The sequence below is a fragment of the Corynebacterium pseudotuberculosis genome, assembly GCF_002155265.1.
In the GTDB taxonomy this organism is placed as follows: Bacteria; Actinomycetota; Actinomycetes; order Mycobacteriales; family Mycobacteriaceae; genus Corynebacterium; species Corynebacterium pseudotuberculosis.
On record NZ_CP021251.1, the window covers coordinates 2,163,469 to 2,182,104 of the forward strand.

Consider the following 18,636-nt stretch of genomic DNA (forward strand, 5'->3'; position numbering starts at 1 on the left):
GAGATGTCTGCAAGACCGGCTTAGCCCCTATTTTTTAATGCGCAAAGTGGCGAGCACCCGTCAAGTACATTGTCACTCCGGCTTTCTCTGCCGCCTGGATAACCTCAGCATCGCGGATAGAACCGCCAGGCTGCACTACTGCTTTTACACCGGCATGAGCAAGAACTTCAAAACCATCCGCGAAGGGGAAGAAAGCATCCGATGCGGCAACGGCCCCCTTAGCACGCTGCTGTTCCCCGGCTAGGCTATTAGCGCGCTCGACCGCTAGTTTAGCTGCGTCGACACGGTTAACCTGTCCCATGCCCACGCCAACGGTCGCCCCATCCTGAGCCAAAAGGATAGCGTTCGATTTGACCGCACGCACGGTACGCCACGCAAATTCCAGATCCGCAAGTAGCTCAGGAGTAGCAGCCTCACCTGCAACAAGCGTCCAATTTTCTGGGGCATCGCCTTCAGCATCTACGAGGTCCCGACGTTGAACTAGCAAGCCGCCGGAGATCTGACGCTGTTCTTTCTGGTCCCGTACTGGTGCTGGTGCGACCAGGATCCGAATGTTCTTCTTCTGAGAAAGAAGCTCCACAGCACCTTCTTCATATGAAGGGGCAATAATAACCTCAGTGAAGATTTCTGAGACCTGCTGCGCCATTTCCACGGAGACTTCGCGGTTGGAAGCAATAACGCCGCCAAAGGCAGATACCGGATCACAAGCATGGGCTAGGCGATGAGCTTCTGCAATAGATGCATCCGATACTGCAATTCCACAGGGATTAGCGTGCTTGATAATCGCAACACAGGGACGCTCATGATCCCATGCAGCACGCCATGCAGCATCCGAGTCGGTGTAATTGTTGTAGCTCATCTCTTTGCCGTGCAGTTGTTCTGCCTGAGCCAGACCTGCAGGAGCATTCGGGTCCACGTAGAGGGCCGCCGACTGATGAGGATTCTCTCCGTATCGTAAAACGCTAGTCCGAGCGTAAGAAGCACCAATCCACGGCGCGTACTCCTCCGCGTCGCCCGCAATTTGCTCCCCCATCCACGTGGCAACCGCAACGTCATATGAAGCCGTGTGGCGGAATGCGTCAACAGCCAGCTCCGTGCGCTCCGCGCGAGTAAAGCCACCAGCCTGAATGGCTTCGGCTACCGCTGTGTAACGCTCAGGGGAGACGACAACGGCAACAGATGGATGGTTTTTGGCCGCTGCTCGCACCATGGAGGGGCCTCCGATATCGATCTGCTCCACGCAAGCATCAAAATCAGCGCCAGAAGCTACCGTCTGGGTAAACGGATATAGGTTCACTACCACCAATTGAAATAGAGAAACGCCCAGTTCATCGAGCTGGGCGAGATGGTCTGCTTTACGGGTATCTGCCAAGATACCTGCATGAACTTTAGGGTGGAGAGTCTTAACGCGTCCCTCTAGGCACTCAGGAAAACCGGTGAGGGCTTCCACAGGTGTGACGGGGATTCCCTGCTTCGCGATTGTGGCCGCGGTCGATCCTGTAGACACGATCTCTACGCCGGCTTGATTAAGCGCATGGGCGAGTTCTTCGAGTCCAGTCTTATCATAAACACTTATCAAAGCACGTTTGATCTGCTTGCGGTCATCACTCATATGTGAAGAAAACCTCTTCTGATTTTTTCTCCGTTGTGGCGGAGTTCAACACGGACACAATGAGTTTACGCTCCACATGCTTAATTCTTTCATGCAGGTGGGCTTCACTCTCCCCCGGCTCTATAGATACGGGGACCTGAGCAATAATCTTTCCAGTATCCACGCCTTCATCAATAAAATGCACGGTAGAACCGGTTACTTTCACACCATAAGCCAGCGCATCGCGCACTGCATGGGCGCCTGGAAAAGCCGGCAGCAACGCTGGATGAGTGTTAATGATCCGACCCGGAAATTTCTCCAAAAAAGTTTTCCCCAAAATACGCATGAACCCGGCAGAAACGACAATAGCCGGAGCATGCTTTTCGACGGCCACCGCAAGCGCCTTGTTCCATTTTTCACGGTCGTCCCCGGAAGCATAGGAAACTACTTCAGCAGGTATCCCCGCGGTCTCCGCGCGAGTAATCGCAGGGCATGATACGTCTGCCACGACCCCTACGACCTTATAGGCCCCCTGGTGGTCAATGATCGCTTGCAATAGCGTCCCAGAGCCAGAGGCCATAACAACTATCGGCAAAGCAGCTGACTCATGGTCAGTTTTTAAATGAATTTCATCAGTCACTGAAACAATGTTAGCTGGAAATAGCCACCACAGAAGCCACCAAAGTTTTAGGCTTCCCCTTTTTCTTCTTTTTCCGGCGCATCTTCAGTTTCAGTGCTTTCCTCATCCTCCGGTTCTCCAGCCTCCTCAGGCATGTTGTGCCCCTGAAGGCCAGCACTTTCCGCGCCCTGATCATTGTCCTGATCATTTCCGGCCGTTATCTCCCCGCTCTCAGGCAGGTTTTCCTGGGACTCATTTAGATCTATCGCCGCATCACGAATCTCGGCCTCCTCCAAGATTTCAGCCGAATCAAGACCATTCGCAGTGATCTCATAAGGCTCATCTGATTCCGCCTCCGGAGAGTCTTCCTCCTGATCATTTTCCGTCTCTAGAAGTTCTCCATCAGGTTCTTCGTCCGATTCTTCGCCTTCTCCGGCATCCTCGACTTCATCCTTTTGGCCAGGAATGCTAGTAGCTGCCACAGGAGTTACAAAAGCCGGATCCGCAACAGAATGCTCCCCGCCGAGAAGCTTTGTACTGTTACGCCCTTCTCTATATCGTGTCAGGGCCACTACCGCCACAGACACTACGCCAATCACCAGCATGACCATCAGCGGGGTCAGCCACATAAGCGGCCCCACATAGCCGTAAACGCCTAAGCTTCCACCAGCAAAAAATGAGAGAAGTAGAGTTCCTAGGCCCGCAGCAACCGTTATTACTGCTGCGCTCAAGAAATCGCTGACGCGCTTCCTTAGTGCCAGGGAAACCGCCACAACTGGCAGGATCAAAACTACCAGGACGGAGGGAACCATCGATGTTGGCAAAGCAGCAAATACTGGCACAGGCGGAGTAGGCACAAGGGTCGCTGCAAAGAGAGATACAGAGCCCTGCCCTAGCTCCAGCGAAGAACCAACGATAACAGCCAAAGAAGCAACAACGGCATTAGGCAGATATATCAGGGAAATAAGCATTACCCCTGCAACGCCTGCTGAAGAATACCCCTGAAGCGATTCTGCGAAAGCTCGATAATGCACGGCCAGCGAAATAAGGAAGACAATAAACGCAGCTAAAAGCAGGTAACCCACAGCACGCACTGCCAATAGCACCGAATCAACAACCCATGAGGGCACTCCGTAACGACGTGCCAGTGCCCGCCAGAGTCGCGTTCCCATACCAATCATGAATGCACAGGCGTGCAATAGGACAACCACCCCTACGGCTGCAAAAACGTTGGGAGAAGCCACATCAAACACCGAGGAGGCATCCCACAACATGGCACAAGCCATGACGGCAATAAGAGCAGGAACCCCCAAGGTGCCACACAGAAGAATTAATAGATCATGCAGACTGATCCGGTCTTTAACAGTCTTATAAACGCGTCGAGAGACCAGCGCTACCACTCCGATAGCTGGAAGCATAGGAAGCAAAGCTAAGGAAATTCCTCGCCCAGACACCGGAGCTAGATTAAGGGCCAGCCATGTCTCGGCTACCGTAGCTGGCATCGCTGCCATAGGAGCAGAAGTTGCTATGAGCACGATCAAAGAAAAAATAATGATCGCAATAAGCACTATCGCATTGGAAATAAGCACAGTCGGCAGTAACGAGCGAAGCCTCGCAATAAATGTCGTTCTCTCCGGCACAGCCTCCGGAGCACCGTCCGGGACTTTACGCTGAGTTCCACGCGATACCTGACCCCCGCGCTCGTCTCCTCTGTTACCTATAGAGACAGGGCGCGAACGGGGCCGCCGCGATGGCCCCGCGTTAGGACTTGTCTTCTTACTCATTCCATTAACTGTGCCACGTAACATCCGACTTTTGGTCTCGGCACGGCGCAATATTCCTCATCATCTCTTGTTAATTAGTGTTACTTAAGTCAATTGACGAGGCGCCTCAACAACCCCTTTTATATAATTTATCGCTAATATAAGCCAATCAGCTTGCTCGTACCGTTATAAACCGCTATCGTTACCCCTCGGAACATAACAAGTTGATCACAAAAGCGTTACCAGAGTAACGATCCAGCGGGATGAACTTCAGAAACATAGTCAAAGGGAGTTAAGCCTCATGCAGCAGACACAGCATGTTGTCAGTGGCAAGCATCGTAAGCAAACTTCTCAGGCAAAAGGTCGAGTTGCTTTCGTCGCATTGGCCACCGGTGCTGTTTCTACCGCCGGCGCTACGGGTGCAGCATTAGCTCACACCAACTCCCATAATGACACCGCCGATTTCAAGCTCACCGCAGATACGTCTGCAAAGCTCGGCGATTCCGCGCCTCAAATTCTAGCGATCCAAGAGTTCAAGCCAAACACAAATCTCTCCGATCAGCTAACAAAAGCTATCAACTACAACGAAGAGCGCGCGCTTGCAGATAAAGAGGCGCGCAAGCCTAAAATTGTCGTTCATACCCCTGCTATGGGAACGCTCACGTCTCCTTACGGCATGCGCTGGGGAACTCTCCACGCGGGCATCGATATTGCTAATGCAATGCACACCCCAATCTACTCAATCATGGACGGTGTGGTCATCGATGCAGGTCCAGCCTCCGGCTATGGGCAGTGGGTTCGAGTGCGTCATACCGACGGCACAGTCACCGTTTACGGTCACGTAGAGACTATTAACGTTGTCACTGGCCAGGCTGTCGCAGCCGGCGATCAGATCGCAGGTATGGGCAACCGTGGATTCTCCACTGGCGTGCATCTTCATTTTGAAGTTCACCCCGGCGGCGGCGCTGCTGTCGATCCAGTCCCCTGGCTCAGCGAAAAAGGCATAAGCGTATAAACAAACCGGATAGCTCCCCCTATCCGGTTTTATTTTTCTGAGAACACCCAACCCCAGCCCTTGGCACCCAAGCGCTGGGGTTTTCTAGATCTAAAGCTTTTCCATTGGAACTGGGCCGATCAGCATAAGCCGTACTGTTCCAGAGGAACCAAAATCAATAGTTACGGAATCCGCCGGACTGCCTTTGTCCACCTTGGTCACGGTACCAAGGCCATATTTATCATGATTAACCCGATCTCCGACTACCAAAGAAAGATCGCTGTTCTTTGCATAGCTTGGCATCGTTTTCTTGGGTTTCGGGCTGGCACCATAACGCGGTGATCCCCACGAATCGCCGCGCGCGGAGCTAAAGCCTGTGTTTCTGCCCCAGGAAGGCTGCCCCCACGCATCGAAAGAACTTTCTGGTTCCTCTCGCCGCCAATCAAGAAGCTCTTGAGGAATCTCTGTAAGAAACCTTGATGCCGGGTTAGTTACGGGATTTCCCCAGGAGGACCTCAACATAGCTCGGGTTATATAGAGGGCCTTGCGCGCGCGCGTTATTCCCACATACGCAAGCCGTCGTTCCTCCGCAAGTTCTTTGGGGTCTCCCAGCGCGCGCAGGTGAGGAAATTGTCCGTCTTCCCACCCCATTAGGAAGACAACCGGGAACTCTAGTCCTTTGGCTGTATGCAAAGTCATAAGAGTGACCAAGCCCTGCTCATTATCAGGGATTTGGTCGGCATCAGCGACAAGGGAGACCCTCTCCAGAAAAGCCTGCAAACTACCCGGTTCTGGTTCTCCCACAGCAGCTAAATCATCGAGTTCGCTGCCGTCCATCTTGGCATACGCCACCTGGTTGGCCGCCTCTGAGGAAAACTCTCGGGCAACCGAGACAAGCTCGTTAAGGTTGTCTAATCGTGCACCATCTTGTGGATCGTTACTCTTTTCCAGCTCTGCCTTATATCCCGTGATATCAAGTATTTGAGCAATAACATTGCCAATATCTGGCATACCGGTGATCTCGTTGACGGATTCGGCTGCGCTATCCCTCAGCCCAGACATCATGTTCACAAAGCCCGAAATCGCGTTGCGTCCGCGCGCCCCTAGAAGACTCACCTGCCCCTCGGAGGCGTCGATAAGCGCTTGTTGGAGACTCACTCCTTGGTTCTCTGAATGTAGGGTGAGAAACGCTACGGCTTTATCGCCGATCCCCCGGCGCGGCGTGTTAATAATCCTACGGAGAGAAACCGTATCTTCGGGGTTATCCAGTAAACGTAGATAAGCAATAACGTCCCGGATCTCTTTGCGCTCATAGAATCGGGTTCCTCCCACGACCTTATAGGGAATACCAGAACGCATGAACACGTCTTCCACGGCACGCGATGAGTTATTTGTGCGATACATAATGGCCATATCGCTGTAATCAATGCCTTTATCTGCGAGCGCATCTATTTCTTGGGCAATAAAACGGGCCTCATCATGCTCATTATCTGCGACATACCCTGTGATTGGATCCCCGCTACCTAGCGCCGTCCACAATTTCTTTTTTCGTCGGTTCTCGTTTTGGGAGATCACCGAGTTAGCCGCGTTAAGGATCGTTTGTGTCGACCGGTAGTTCTGCTCCAAGAGAACGGTCGTGGCGTTGGGATAGTCCCTCTCAAATTCCTCAATGTTGCGTATAGTTGCGCCCCGGAAGGCATAAATGGACTGATCTGAATCTCCGACAACGCATAATTCACTAGCGGTTTCCCCAGTCCCTACCAGTTCATGAATAAGGACATATTGTGCGTGGTTGGTGTCCTGGTATTCGTCGATAAGCACATGGCGGAATCTGCGCCTGTAATATTCGGTTACTTGGGGGTGCTCTTTGAATATACGTACTGTCTCTCCGATGAGGTCATCAAAATCGACCGCGTTAGCTTGTCTTAAGCGTCGCTGATACTCAACGTATACGGCAGCTACCGTCGTCTCATACGGATTCTTAGTACTTTCGGCTTCTGCGACTGCCGTGGCGGGAGAAATCAACTCATTTTTGAGGTTAGAGATTCCCGCCCCCAATAAGCGCGGCGTGAACTTTTTGATGTCTAAGTTCATATCTTTAGAGATCATCGCGAGTAATCGCTTTGAATCATCTGAGTCATAGATGGTGAAATTGCTGTTTAATCCAGCAACCAGCTGAGCCTGTTCTCGCAAGATGCGTACGCACGTGGAGTGGAAGGTAGACACCCACATTCTGCTGGCGATCGGCCCCACGAGATGAGCCACGCGCTCTCGCATTTCAGCCGCAGCCTTATTGGTAAATGTGATAGCTAAAATCTGTCCTGGCTGCACGCCTCGTATGCGCATGAGGTAGGCGATACGGCGCGTAAGTACTGCTGTCTTGCCTGAACCTGCGCCGGCCACAATAAGTAACGGGGAGCCACTGTGTTCTACTGCTTGCTGTTGTTGCGGATTAAGCCCCTGGACCAAGTCATCAGCCGGTGCAGACGTGCTAGCAGGCTGCTGATCCTTTGCTGTAGTCCAGGTCCTGTGCTCTTCTTGTCTGTAGGTATGAGAGCTAAACGGAGATGGTTCAGCTGGCGTCTTTTTGGCGGTAGCCCAATCGCCAAAGTCAAAACCTTGTTGGGTTGGAAAATCGTCAGAGTTATTCATCGCTATCAAACCTACAACGTTGCCGTGACATCGCCACTGCTATGACTAGTCTGAGGATTGAGAGCAGAGGAAAAGACCTTTTCTTGTTTTCCTATAGTTTTCTATCCCCCAGTACACGCATTCATGGCACAATATCTCCATGAATTCTGAGAAAAACTTTAAAGTACGAACCCCTACGGGAACCGATGATCCCCTTTCCGATGCGGAAATTCAGCAATACAGAAAGGAGATCGACCGCCTGGATAAAGAGATTCTTGCCGCAGTTAAGCGCCGTACCGAAATCTCTCGGGCCATAGGAAAAACCCGCATGGGCTCTGGTGGAACCAGACTTGTGCATACCAGAGAGGTAGCCATCATCAACCAATTCCGTGAGGAGATTGGAGAGGAAGGACCTGCTCTCGCAGCTATCTTGCTCAGGCTTGGCCGAGGCAGGCTCGGCTAGGGCTAACAAGACAGTGTTCGCCGAGAGCACCTACAGAGCACCTACAAGGTTAAAGAGGCAAAGCAATGAGCTTTGACTCTAGGAATTCGTGGATCCCTTCAAAACCGCCTTCTCGCCCTACACCTGACTCTTTGATTCCGCCAAAGGGGGCGGAGGGGTCTGAAATCCCGCCTTTATTAACGCCCACCATGCCGGCCTCAACGCGCTCAGCGACGCTCAAGGCATGCGTTATCTGTTCGCTGAATACATATGCGGCTAATCCGAAGGGAGTGTTATTAGCCATCGCTATGGCTTCCTCATCATCCCTGAAGGTGGAGATAGCAACCACGGGACCAAATATTTCTTCATGAACAATACGAGCGTCTAGAGGTACGTTGTCTAGTACCGTCGCCGGATAGTAAAAACCGCCCTCTGGAAGTCCTGCCGGCAGCGATTCTCCCAGAACCCGAGTAGCACCGTGAGCGAGGGCGTCGTTAACAAGCTCAGTAACCTTTTCTAGCTGATCTGCACCAGAAAGAGCAGCAAAATCCACGCCCTCTTGTGTTGCGGGTCCTTGAGTAAAGGATTTCATGGTGTCAATAACGCGGTCTAAAAACTCGTCTTTAATCGATTCATGAACCAAGAACCTGTTGGCAGCAATACATACCTGCCCGGCCCCGCGCATCTTGGCTGTGGCAACGGCCTGAGCTGCAACAGATATGTCCGCATCTTCCATCACCATATACGGCGCATTCCCGCCAAGCTCTAAGGATACTTTCATGGAATGTTGAGCAGCGCGTGCCGCAAGTTTTTGCCCGACTTCAGTCGAGCCTGTGAAGGTGAGCTTGCGTAACCGTGGATCATCCAGCAGATCAGAAATCACCGAAGAATCCGCTGTGGGTAAGACAGAAACCACACCCTCCGGAAGCCCTGATTCTTTGAGAATGCGCGCCAGATAAAGCATGGTCAAAGGGGTTTTAGATGCGGGTTTGAGGATCATTGTGCATCCGGCGGCCAACGCTGGTCCCAGCTTGCGGGTTCCCATAGCTAAGGGGAAATTCCATGGAGTGATGGCCAGAGACACTCCCACCGGTTGTTGATGAACAATCAATCGTGAGTTTCCCGTGGGACTATGCCGATAGTCTCCCCGTATTCTTACGGCCTCCTCCGCAAACCATCGAAAAAACTCCGCCGCATATGCAACCTCTGCGCGTGAATCAGGCAATGCACGACCCAATTCCAGTGATTGAATCACAGCTAACTTTTCCGAGTTCTCCAGAAGAGATTTGTAGGCATTCCAAAGAACGTCTGAGCGCTCGCGCGCCGAAGTAGCTGCCCACAATGGCTGCGCTTTCGCGGCCTTATTCAGTGCCTCCTCCGCATCATGTTTGCTTGCCGACGCCACCCGAGCCAGGATGCTGCCATCGGAAGGATTCAGGACTTCAAAGGTTTCTCCCTCATGTCCATCGGTGAACTCGCCGCCGAGAAAGAGCTGCGTAGGTGCGCCCTCGGGGAGCGTCGTCTGCATAATCTTGTTCTCTTTTGAACCGTCAGTCATATCTCCACTATGCGCCTGTTAAAAAATTCTCGCCATGATGTGACCAACGCGGCCCTAAGGCAGCAGGCATGTTCGGGGTAGTTTAGATACCGTTGAGTTGTGTAACTTTCCGAGCGGACACAAATTGTTGTCCGTCCGGTTACGGCCACGTATAAAGCCAAAAGAACGGAGCAAACCATGTCCTTCGATGTCACTGCTACCCCAGAGTGGACCGAGCTTTCCCGATGCTATGAAACAGCGGCTTCTACGTCGCTGCGAGAGCTTTTTGCTTCTGACGCCGACCGGGCGCGGAAATTCAGCTTCGACGCCGCCGGTTTACATGTTGATCTTTCCAAGAACTTCCTCGATGACACCACTGTCGAAGCATTTGTGAAAACTGCCAAAGCCGCACACTTGCACGAGCGGATTAAATCCATGTTCGCAGGAGAGCATATAAACAATACGGAAGATCGTGCAGTCCTCCATACCGCGCTGAGGATCCCTGTCGAGGCCGATTTAGTTGTCGACGGCCAAGACGTAGCAGCCGACGTGCACGAAGTTCTGGGACGTATGCGCGACCTTGCGACGGCACTACGCAGTGGCGCATGGCGCGGGTATAGCAACCACACGATCAAGACGGTAGTTAATATCGGCATTGGTGGCTCGGACCTGGGACCTGCCATGGCGACCAAGGCCCTGCGCACGTACGCAACCGCGGGAATTTCCGCAAAGTTTGTATCCAATGTAGACCCCGCAGATATGCATTCAGTTCTTGATGAATGCGACCCCGAATCCACTCTGTTTATCGTCGCATCCAAGACCTTTACCACCCAAGAGACCCTAGCCAACGCTCACGCGGCAAAGCGCTGGCTGCTTGACGCTGCCAATGGCGATGAATCTGCAGTGGCCAAGCACTTTGTTGCGGTATCCACGAATGCGGAAAAGGTTGCCGAGTTTGGTATTGATACCAAGAATATGTTCGGTTTCTGGAACTGGGTGGGCGGTCGTTACTCCGTCGACTCAGCCATTGGATTATCGCTCATGGCCGTGATCGGCCCTATGGACTTCATGCGTTTCCTCGAAGGCTTCCACGCTATGGACGAGCACTTCCGCACCGCAGAGTTCCACGAGAACATTCCGGTCCTTATGGGGCTACTCGGAGTTTTCTACAATGACTTCTTTGGGGCAGAAACCCACGCCGTGCTCCCCTACTCTCAGGACCTTGGCAGGTTCCCGGCGTATCTGCAACAGCTCACGATGGAATCTAATGGTAAGTCTGTCCGCCGCGATGGTTCTCCAGTTTCTACTGGAACTGGAGAGATCTACTGGGGAGAACCAGGCACTAACGGCCAGCATGCGTTCTTCCAACTTATCCATCAAGGAACCAAACTAATCCCTGCCGATTTCATCGGTTTTGCGCGTCCAAAACAGGATCTTCCTACCGCAACCGGCGAAGGCTCTATGCATGATTTGCTGATGAGCAACTTCTTTGCCCAAACCAAGGTTCTTGCTTTTGGCAAGACTGCTGAAGAGATTGCGGCTGAGGGCGTTCCGTCCGAACTCGTTGCTCACAAAGTCATGCCAGGTAATCGCCCGACAACAACGATCTTGGCAGAAGAGCTCACCCCCGCAGTTCTCGGTGCGCTTATCGCTCTGTACGAGCACATCGTCTTTGTCCAAGGCGTGATCTGGGATATCAATTCCTTTGACCAGTGGGGAGTGGAACTTGGCAAACAACAGGCCAATGATCTCGCTCCCGCAGTGGCCGGCGCTAGCGCCATCCAATCGGGAGATTCTTCTACCGACGAGCTGATCAACTGGTACCGCGCTCACCGCGGTTAATCGCAATTAATACAGCGAACAAGGCCCTATGCACTGCTTTATTAGTAAAGAGAGTGCATAGGGCCTTGTAAATTAATTACATTTTTACCATCGGCTCGTAGCCAAAAGGAATCGCATCGCTATCAACGATCCTCTTACCAAAGGGGAAGCAGGTAACAGGGATCATCTTGATATTTGCGATAGCAAGCGGAATGCCAATGATGGTAAGTGCTTGTCCCGCTGCAGTGGTCAAGTGGCCCAAAGCTAGCCAGAGTCCCGCAACAAGGAACCAAATCACGTTACTTACTCCGGCAAGCACACTGGAGCTCCCTGTGGACCGCACAACAGTTCTACCAAATGGCCACAGCGCGTACTCAGCCATCCGGAAACTCGCAACCCCTGCGGGGATAGTAACGATAAAAATGCATGCAAGAGCACCAAAGATAATGTAGCTGAGAGCTAACCAGATTCCACCAGTAACGAGCCAGAGAAGATTAAGAATAAGCCGCATGCTTCCTACCTTAATCGCTTCTGAGCCAAGACGCTTGGGCATTAAGGTTCAGAATAAAATGGCTGGCAGTGCGGACACCACCAAATAATTCGCTCTAATTCTGAGGAGGGGTCGTCGACAAGCGTGCTCTGGAGGATTCGAGTACCGCACCTTCGGCAGGGCTTATGGTTACGCCCGAACACATAAGTGGTTTCGCCTAGTCGTTTGATTCCTGTTGTAACCCGAACTGTGGAAAGGCGATTTGCCCACATCAGCCGGCGTGTTATGAGAAGTATGCGGTCCACATCGACGTCACGTACCCGGGTTGCAGGGTGCACTCCACAAAGAAAACAGATCTCCGCCCGATACTCGTTACCCACTCCTGCCAGGTTCCTTTGATCAAGTATGGCTAACCCTATGGCGCGGTCAGGATCCAAGAGTATACGTCGCCGGGCTTCACTATGACCGGTATTCTCCCAAGACTGTCCCAGCACGTCAGGCCCTAGATGGGCTATAGCGCCAGGGTAATCACAAGCAGGAAAGATACGGACAAATCCTAAAGAAAATCCCACCACCTCAATAGAGCGCTTCTGTGGCGTTCCATCCAGCAGTAACTGTACGCGGGCTGTGTGAGCAGGCTTGGACCATCGATCGCCTTTCCTATACACGGCCCATGCGCCCTCCATTTTCAGATGGGTATGCAGTATGTCCTCCCCTATCTGCATAAACAGGTTCTTCCCATAGGGCCATACTCGTTTCACAGTGCGCCCGGTAAAAGTGGCAAGGGCCAACTGCGGCACTCGAATGCTGGTTCCAAGGACCTTTCGGCCTTCCATAAAACGCAACCTATGGGATAGCTGGTAAATGGAGTCTCCTTCGGGCATAGCAGCATTGTAGACGTGATCCACATGCTCTTGCGTTCAACCGTATGAGTAACTATCAGGTACAACGGAAAGCATGAGTACTGCACACCCTTCTCCCCTCGGGGGTCGTCGACCTACGCGCGCGGAGCTCGTCAATTTTAAAAACAAAACGGTATCGGACAGGTTTCCTCCTCCCGGCAGCGCTCTCCGATTGCTGATCGTGGGAGTCAATCCGGGCCTGTGGACTGCAGCGGTCAACGCCCCTTTTGCCTATCCGGGTAATAGATTCTGGCCTTCCCTAGACAGAGCCGGCATTGTATCTCCGGTATTCGAAGTATCCGAGGGGATGAGCGATGCCCAGGAGCTCATCCTCTATGAGCAAGGTATCGCTATGACCAATTTGGTCTCCCGTGCCACTGCTCGAGCAGATGAATTAGAAAAAGACGAGTTGATGGCCGGCGCCCACCGAGTCGTAGGCTTGGCGAGTGAGCTACGACCACAGGCTGTGGCAGTAGCCGGTATCACGGCCTTTCGTATAGCTTTTGAAATGAAAAAGGCAGTGTTAGGTCTGCAAGACACTAACTCGATTAAGGGGTGGCCCGAAGACGTCTCTTTGTGGGTTGTCCCTCAACCGAGCGGGCTTAACGCCCATGAAACAATCGACTCACTTGCCGCTAAATGGCGAGCGGTGTGGGATTCCACTATTCCCCCGCAACAATCGCACTGTTAGCGGTATCCACCAGACCTAAAACCACGATGCGGAGGCTTTTTGTGCTGTCCACTCCCAGGCTCTGATTCTAAGGAAGACAACGAGTCCAATGCGGATGAAAGGCTGCGTCCCCTACGTGCTTGGCCTTGGTTACTCAAGTCTCCTGATATCCGTGCCCCACGGGGTGTTATCCCAACGCCTAAGATTCTTAACATCTCTAATTCGGGCGAACGCAATACCGCCACTCCGTTTATTTTTTCTACAATCAACGGCTGAATCTTTCCTGTTAGCACGGATTCTGCAAGCGCGCCAAGAACGATACCTAAGAATTCTTGTTGTTCAACTCCCGTAGGCGGTGAAAACAACGTGAGGTTTCTTCCGCCTCGTGTAAGGTGCGCGGCGAGGAGGCCGTCGATAAGCACAACAACAGCACCAGCTGCCCGCGTTGGCCCTGGTTCCGGCCACGGTAGCGCCGCCCCATAGGGGTTAGCGGGATCCGCAGCAGCCAGCACGTATACGCGTGGTGAACTCGCCCCAGAAGGCCAACCAGCAATATCGGGAGTATCTGCTAGCCCCCGAAGTCTGTCGATTACCGCTGATGTGGAAAACTGAGCGGCCCCCAACCCCTCAATAAGGTAGCCGCGTAGGGCTTTACCGGATTCCTCAAAACCAGAAAGCACCTTGTAGGCGAGGGCAAAACCGCCAACAACGTCCTCTGATACAACGGCGCCTCGGGTAACCACACCATATCTGTCTAACCACGCCTCCCCATGCGCGACTGACCTAGCGGTAGCGTTGTCCTCTGCTGCCGCTGTTGTTGCCCAGCGTCCTATTACGTCCGGTGGTTGTGCCAATCTGTGACTATGCGCAAAACTCGTGCGTCCCATCCGTATTCTGCTGCGGTTGGGACGCCGTGAGGTTCTATGTGCGGTCTTGGTCCCCGAATGCGCCGCGAGCCGCGCACGAATCGGCGCGAACCCATCCGGGCTGACTAGCCCTGCCTCAAAAAGATCCCACAACGCAGAACCAAGCTCTGGCACAAACGATTGTTCCGGGGAAGTTTCATGTTCTGACACAGTTTCTCGGTAAATATCGCTAAAAAGAAAGCCGCCACCGCGAGAAAGCACAGCCATAATTTTTTGCTGGGTTTCGGATAATGTCTCTATATCCACGTGAGGAATCAACTCTGCCGCGTAATCGGTCGGGAGAAGCATCACCCACGGGTCATGCGCGCCGGCGCGTCCTGCCCCGACAACAATCACCTCGCCATTATTTGTGAGCTCGTCAAGGTCTAGCGGCGAATAATTCCGGACCCGTTGAGGCAACACCAATGTTTCCCACGCAGAAGCCGGCAAACGCACGCCTGCTAGTTGCTCTACAACGTTAAATACTCCATCAGGACCGGCGAGCTCGGGCGTCTCTCCTACTGACGCAACGTGCTGCCATTCAGGCAGGAAGCGCCCGAATGCGGCATGACTCACCGGCTGAGTTTGCTCTCTCACCGCAGCCAGGGATCGGGCCCTTATGATTTTTAAGACCTCAGTAGCCACATATTCTTGTACGTCGCTATCTTGTCTAAAACGCCCCGCTACGAGCTTGGATTGTGCGCATAGCTTCTCGACGACCCCATGGGCGATCCCCGCAGCCAATCCAAAGGAATGCTGCACATCCATGAGGGTAAAAGGACCTCGCACCCGCACCCACCGTGAGACGAGTTGCTCCAGGGCATCAGTGATCGTCTCCACCTGAGCAGCAACTCCCGGAGGAATGGGTATGCCTAACGCGTCTCTCAGTAGTGGCGCATCCAACGTTTGCGCGAGATGCGAGACTCCCGCTATCCGCACTTCCATCACTCGCCCGCGCAGCTGAGCCATAACCTGCTCCCGATTCATCGGAGGTTCCGTAATCGCCGGGAGATCGCTCAACGGCACAGGGCCTAAAACGCGAAGAGCGTCAACGAGTTCTTCTGTGGTCTTCGCCCTGCGGTGAGGGGCTTTGCGTTGCATGGTGTCATGTACTTCCGCGATGATTTCTGGATCTAAAAGATCACGTAATTCCACGGTCCCTAGAAGACTTGCGAGCAGCGCGGGGTCTAGGGATAAAGCAGCAGCACGCTTTTCTGCGAGAGGACTGTCTCCCTCATACATAAAGGCACCCGTGTAGCTAAAAAGTATGGAGGCAGCGAATGGGCTGGGTTGAGATGTAACAACCTCCGCGATTCGTATCCGCCGTTGCTTGATTTCTTGCAAGAGCTCGACCAAAGCTGGCAGGTCATACACGTCCTGGAGGCATTCTCGGACGGTCTCCAAAATTATGGGGAAGGATGGGTATTTACGGGCGACGTCGAGAAGCTGCGCAGCGCGCTGGCGTTGTTGCCATAAAGGGGCGCGCTTGCCGGGGTCACGTCGCGGCAGTAACAAAGCGCGAGCAGCGCATTCACGGAACCTGGAAGCAAACAGCGCGGAGTTTCCCACTTGTTCGGCCACTAGTGCCTCAATATCATCCGGGTCGATCATAAACAGATCAGCTCCCGGCTCCTCGTCGGATTCTGGAAGACGCAATACGATACCGTCATCGGAGGCCACCGCCTGAGCGTCTATGCCCGTGCGTTCAGATATTCTTGCTCCCACTGCAAGTGCCCATGCAGCGTTAACTCCCCTGCCATAAGGAGTGTGCAAGACTATTCTCCAATCGCCGAGCTCATCATGAAACCGCTCTAAAACCAATGTTTTTTCATCGGGGACTATCCCCGTAGCTTCCTGTTGGTCGTGTAAAAACTGCACGAGATTCTGGCGAGCGAATGCATCGAGACCGAGTTCTTCCAGTTCTAAGAGATCACCACCATGATTCTCCTTCGCGTTGTCTTCTAAAGATTGACAACGCGCCAAAGTCCTACGGCGGAACTCTCCTAGAGCTTTACCTAATTCTGCGAGGCGCCCGACCTGATCACCCGTCCAAAAAGGAAGCCTTCCCGTGTGCCCCGGCGCGGGAATCACCAGCACCTGGTCTCGAGTAATCTCTTCGATCCTCCAGCTAGAGGCACCAAGCGTAAACACGTCGCCTACGCGTGACTCATATACCATCTCCTCGTCGAGTTCCCCCACTCGCCTGGGGACCGAGCCTGTACCCGTCTGAACTGCTAAAAAGACACCAAACATGCCGCGATCGGGAATAGTTCCGCCGCTTGTTACTGCTACCCGCTGGGCTCCAGGTCGAGCAGTCAGCCTGCCGGTGATCCGGTCAAACACCACGCGTGGCCTCAGCTCAGCAAAATCTGTCGAGGGATACACCCCACTTGCTAAATCAATGACTGCATCAAATACCGATCGTGATAAATCCCGATAGGGATACGCGCGCACAACAGTGGCATACCACTCTTCTACGTCAAGGTCTTCCACGGATACCGCTGCTACGGTTTGCTGCAATAACACATCGAGTGCGTTCCTGGGTACCTTCAATTCCTCGATCGCGCCTTCATCCATGCGCCCCACAACCACGGCAGTTTGGATTAAGTCAGCACGATGCTTCGGATAAAAGACGCCTTTAGAAAGCGCACCCACCATGTGGCCGGCACGCCCCACCCGCTGTAGCCCTGAGGCAACTGAAGGCGGGGACTCCACCTGAACAACGAGTTCTACGGCACCCATATCGATACCAAGTTCAAGGGAACTGGTGGCTACTACGGCCCGGAGACTCCCCTCTTTGAGCATCCTTTCTGTCTCTGCTCGCTCATCTTTAGAGACGGAACCGTGGTGTGCTCTCGCAATAACCGTGGGAGCTAATCCTGCCACGTCACTAGCCTTCATCAGCTGCGCGGGTGTTCTGCGTAGCTGCGGGGAGAGCGATTCTGGGTCGTGTTCTTCTGCGTAAATCTCATTGAGACGGCTAGTGAGCCGTTCCGCAGTCCTCCTAGAATTCACAAAGATTAACGTAGAGCGATGCGTCATCACGTCGTGATAAACGCGTTCCTCAATAAACGGCCATATCGACCCCTGCGTAGGAAGGGCAGATTCTGATAAAAGCTCCGTATCAGGTAGATCAGATAGCACTGATCCGAGGTTGTGTGCGCCGTTGTACGTAGCTTCCCCGGCGGTGGAATCAGACCGCGTGGTGGTCCCATCGCTCATGTCTGCAACAGGCACCCTAACGCTAAGCTCCCACTGCTTGTCTATGCGTGGATTTACAATGTCTACGGGGCGGTCCCCCGCTAAAAAGTGCGCTACGGCGTCGATCGGGCGCGCTGTTGCCGATAACCCCACCCGTTGAATAGTACGACCTGCCAGCCGTTCCAGTCGTTCTAATGTTAGGGAAAGATGGGCTCCCCGTTTTGTTCCAGCCACCGCATGAATCTCATCCACGATGACGGTCTCAACATTTTTAAGAATCGCTCCCGCTTTAGACGTCAGCATGAGATACGCGGACTCGGGTGTGGTGATCAAAATGTCTGGAGGTTTTCTCACCTGTCTAGCCCGTTCTGCCGCCGGGGTATCCCCGGAACGGACTGCCACACTGATGTCGGAATATTCCAGTCCTAAACGAGCAGCTACGTGGTTGATGCCCGTCAATGGTGCACGAAGATTGTTTTCTACGTCCACACCCAGCGCCTTCAGTGGTGATATATACAGCACCTTGACGCCTTGGTTTGTCTCTTTACCAGCTAAAGGCTTGTTTTTAGGAGCTGGAAAAGCCACGGTTTGACCACTTGCTACGCTCAAACCATTGATTGCCCACAAGAAAGCGGCGAGTGTTTTACCAGATCCAGTCGGGGCAACGATGAGGGTGTTTCCGCCCAATGAAATCTTTTCCCACGCAGCCTTTTGCACAGGTGTAGGTTCTGCAAAAACCTCCGCAAACCATGTTGCTATCTGAGGGTTAAAACGCGACAGCACCGACGCTTGTTCCGCAGATCCGCCGCGGGCAAAGCCACAGGCGGAGTCCTGATGGGCTGAGCTTGGGCGGGCTGAGCCCGGATAAGCGGCGGCATAAGACGTCTGTAGCTGATAAGACCGTGGTTGCTCGTGGTGTTCATCCGACGACATGCCCCCTATTTAACACCGCATGGGAGAAATACGACGGCATTATGGTGTGGTGGTTTGATGTGGTTGTTTCCCAATGGATTTTCTTGTCGCTGTAAACAAAACACAATGAAAAACTCACAAAATCGATACGCTGACGG

12 protein-coding genes are annotated in these 18,636 nt (G+C 53.2%); 4 read left to right on the top strand and 8 right to left on the bottom strand.

Annotated elements, in window-relative coordinates:
• Nucleotides 1-34 precede the first annotated feature (34 nt).
• From purH to CpATCC19410_RS09995, 3 genes are read right to left on the bottom strand one after another with little or no spacing between them, the layout of a single operon-like run.
• On the bottom strand, nt 35-1,612 hold the full coding sequence (gene purH, locus CpATCC19410_RS09985; protein WP_014401067.1) for a bifunctional phosphoribosylaminoimidazolecarboxamide formyltransferase/IMP cyclohydrolase: 1,578 nt from the start codon (nt 1,610-1,612) through the stop codon (nt 35-37).
• A complete protein-coding gene (gene purN, locus CpATCC19410_RS09990; protein ID WP_013241502.1) occupies nt 1,605-2,231 on the bottom strand; it encodes a phosphoribosylglycinamide formyltransferase in 627 nt (208 codons plus the stop codon). The genes purH and purN overlap by 8 nt, the downstream gene beginning before the upstream one ends.
• A 47-nt stretch (nt 2,232-2,278) precedes the next feature.
• Nucleotides 2,279-4,018: a cell division protein PerM gene (locus tag CpATCC19410_RS09995; protein ID WP_014522375.1), complete on the bottom strand. Its 1,740-nt coding sequence runs from the start codon at nt 4,016-4,018 to the stop codon at nt 2,279-2,281.
• Nucleotides 4,019-4,274: 256 nt separating this feature from the next.
• On the opposite strand from CpATCC19410_RS09995, the gene CpATCC19410_RS10000 reads away from it, so the two are divergent.
• Nucleotides 4,275-4,988: a M23 family metallopeptidase gene (locus CpATCC19410_RS10000; protein WP_013241500.1), complete on the top strand. Its 714-nt coding sequence runs from the start codon at nt 4,275-4,277 to the stop codon at nt 4,986-4,988.
• Nucleotides 4,989-5,078: 90 nt separating this feature from the next.
• On the opposite strand, the gene pcrA is transcribed toward CpATCC19410_RS10000, so the two are convergent.
• Nucleotides 5,079-7,619: a DNA helicase PcrA gene (pcrA, locus tag CpATCC19410_RS10005; protein WP_014300563.1), complete on the bottom strand. Its 2,541-nt coding sequence runs from the start codon at nt 7,617-7,619 to the stop codon at nt 5,079-5,081.
• Between the two features lie 139 nt (nt 7,620-7,758).
• Between pcrA and CpATCC19410_RS10010 the strand changes: the two genes are divergently transcribed.
• Nucleotides 7,759-8,061, top strand: a complete 303-nt coding sequence (locus tag CpATCC19410_RS10010; RefSeq protein ID WP_013241498.1) for a chorismate mutase — start codon at nt 7,759-7,761, stop codon at nt 8,059-8,061.
• Between the two features lie 49 nt (nt 8,062-8,110).
• Here the strand turns inward: CpATCC19410_RS10010 and CpATCC19410_RS10015 are convergent, their stop codons facing one another.
• The gene (locus CpATCC19410_RS10015) at nt 8,111-9,598 is read right to left on the bottom strand and encodes an NAD-dependent succinate-semialdehyde dehydrogenase (RefSeq protein WP_013241497.1); all 1,488 of its coding nucleotides are present in this window, start codon (nt 9,596-9,598) and stop codon (nt 8,111-8,113) included.
• A gap of 177 nt (nt 9,599-9,775) precedes the next feature.
• Here CpATCC19410_RS10015 and pgi point away from each other — a divergent pair, with 177 nt between their 5' ends.
• Nucleotides 9,776-11,419 (top strand): glucose-6-phosphate isomerase, encoded by a 1,644-nt coding sequence (gene pgi / locus CpATCC19410_RS10020; RefSeq protein ID WP_014366709.1) that lies wholly within the window; start codon nt 9,776-9,778, stop codon nt 11,417-11,419.
• A 76-nt stretch (nt 11,420-11,495) separates the two neighbouring features.
• On the opposite strand, the gene CpATCC19410_RS10025 is transcribed toward pgi, so the two are convergent.
• Both CpATCC19410_RS10025 and CpATCC19410_RS10030 read right to left on the bottom strand, forming a co-directional pair.
• Nucleotides 11,496-11,909, bottom strand: a complete 414-nt coding sequence (locus tag CpATCC19410_RS10025) for a YccF domain-containing protein (RefSeq protein ID WP_013241495.1) — start codon at nt 11,907-11,909, stop codon at nt 11,496-11,498.
• A gap of 41 nt (nt 11,910-11,950) precedes the next feature.
• The gene (locus CpATCC19410_RS10030; protein WP_014522155.1) at nt 11,951-12,772 is read right to left on the bottom strand and encodes a DNA-formamidopyrimidine glycosylase family protein; all 822 of its coding nucleotides are present in this window, start codon (nt 12,770-12,772) and stop codon (nt 11,951-11,953) included.
• Between the two features lie 73 nt (nt 12,773-12,845).
• Here CpATCC19410_RS10030 and CpATCC19410_RS10035 point away from each other — a divergent pair, with 73 nt between their 5' ends.
• A complete protein-coding gene (locus CpATCC19410_RS10035; RefSeq protein WP_013241493.1) occupies nt 12,846-13,481 on the top strand; it encodes a mismatch-specific DNA-glycosylase in 636 nt (211 codons plus the stop codon).
• Here the strand turns inward: CpATCC19410_RS10035 and CpATCC19410_RS10040 are convergent.
• On the bottom strand, nt 13,478-18,499 hold the full coding sequence (locus tag CpATCC19410_RS10040; RefSeq protein ID WP_014522373.1) for an ATP-dependent helicase: 5,022 nt from the start codon (nt 18,497-18,499) through the stop codon (nt 13,478-13,480). The two genes, CpATCC19410_RS10035 and CpATCC19410_RS10040, sit on opposite strands and share 4 nt — an antisense overlap.
• Nucleotides 18,500-18,636 lie beyond the last annotated feature (137 nt).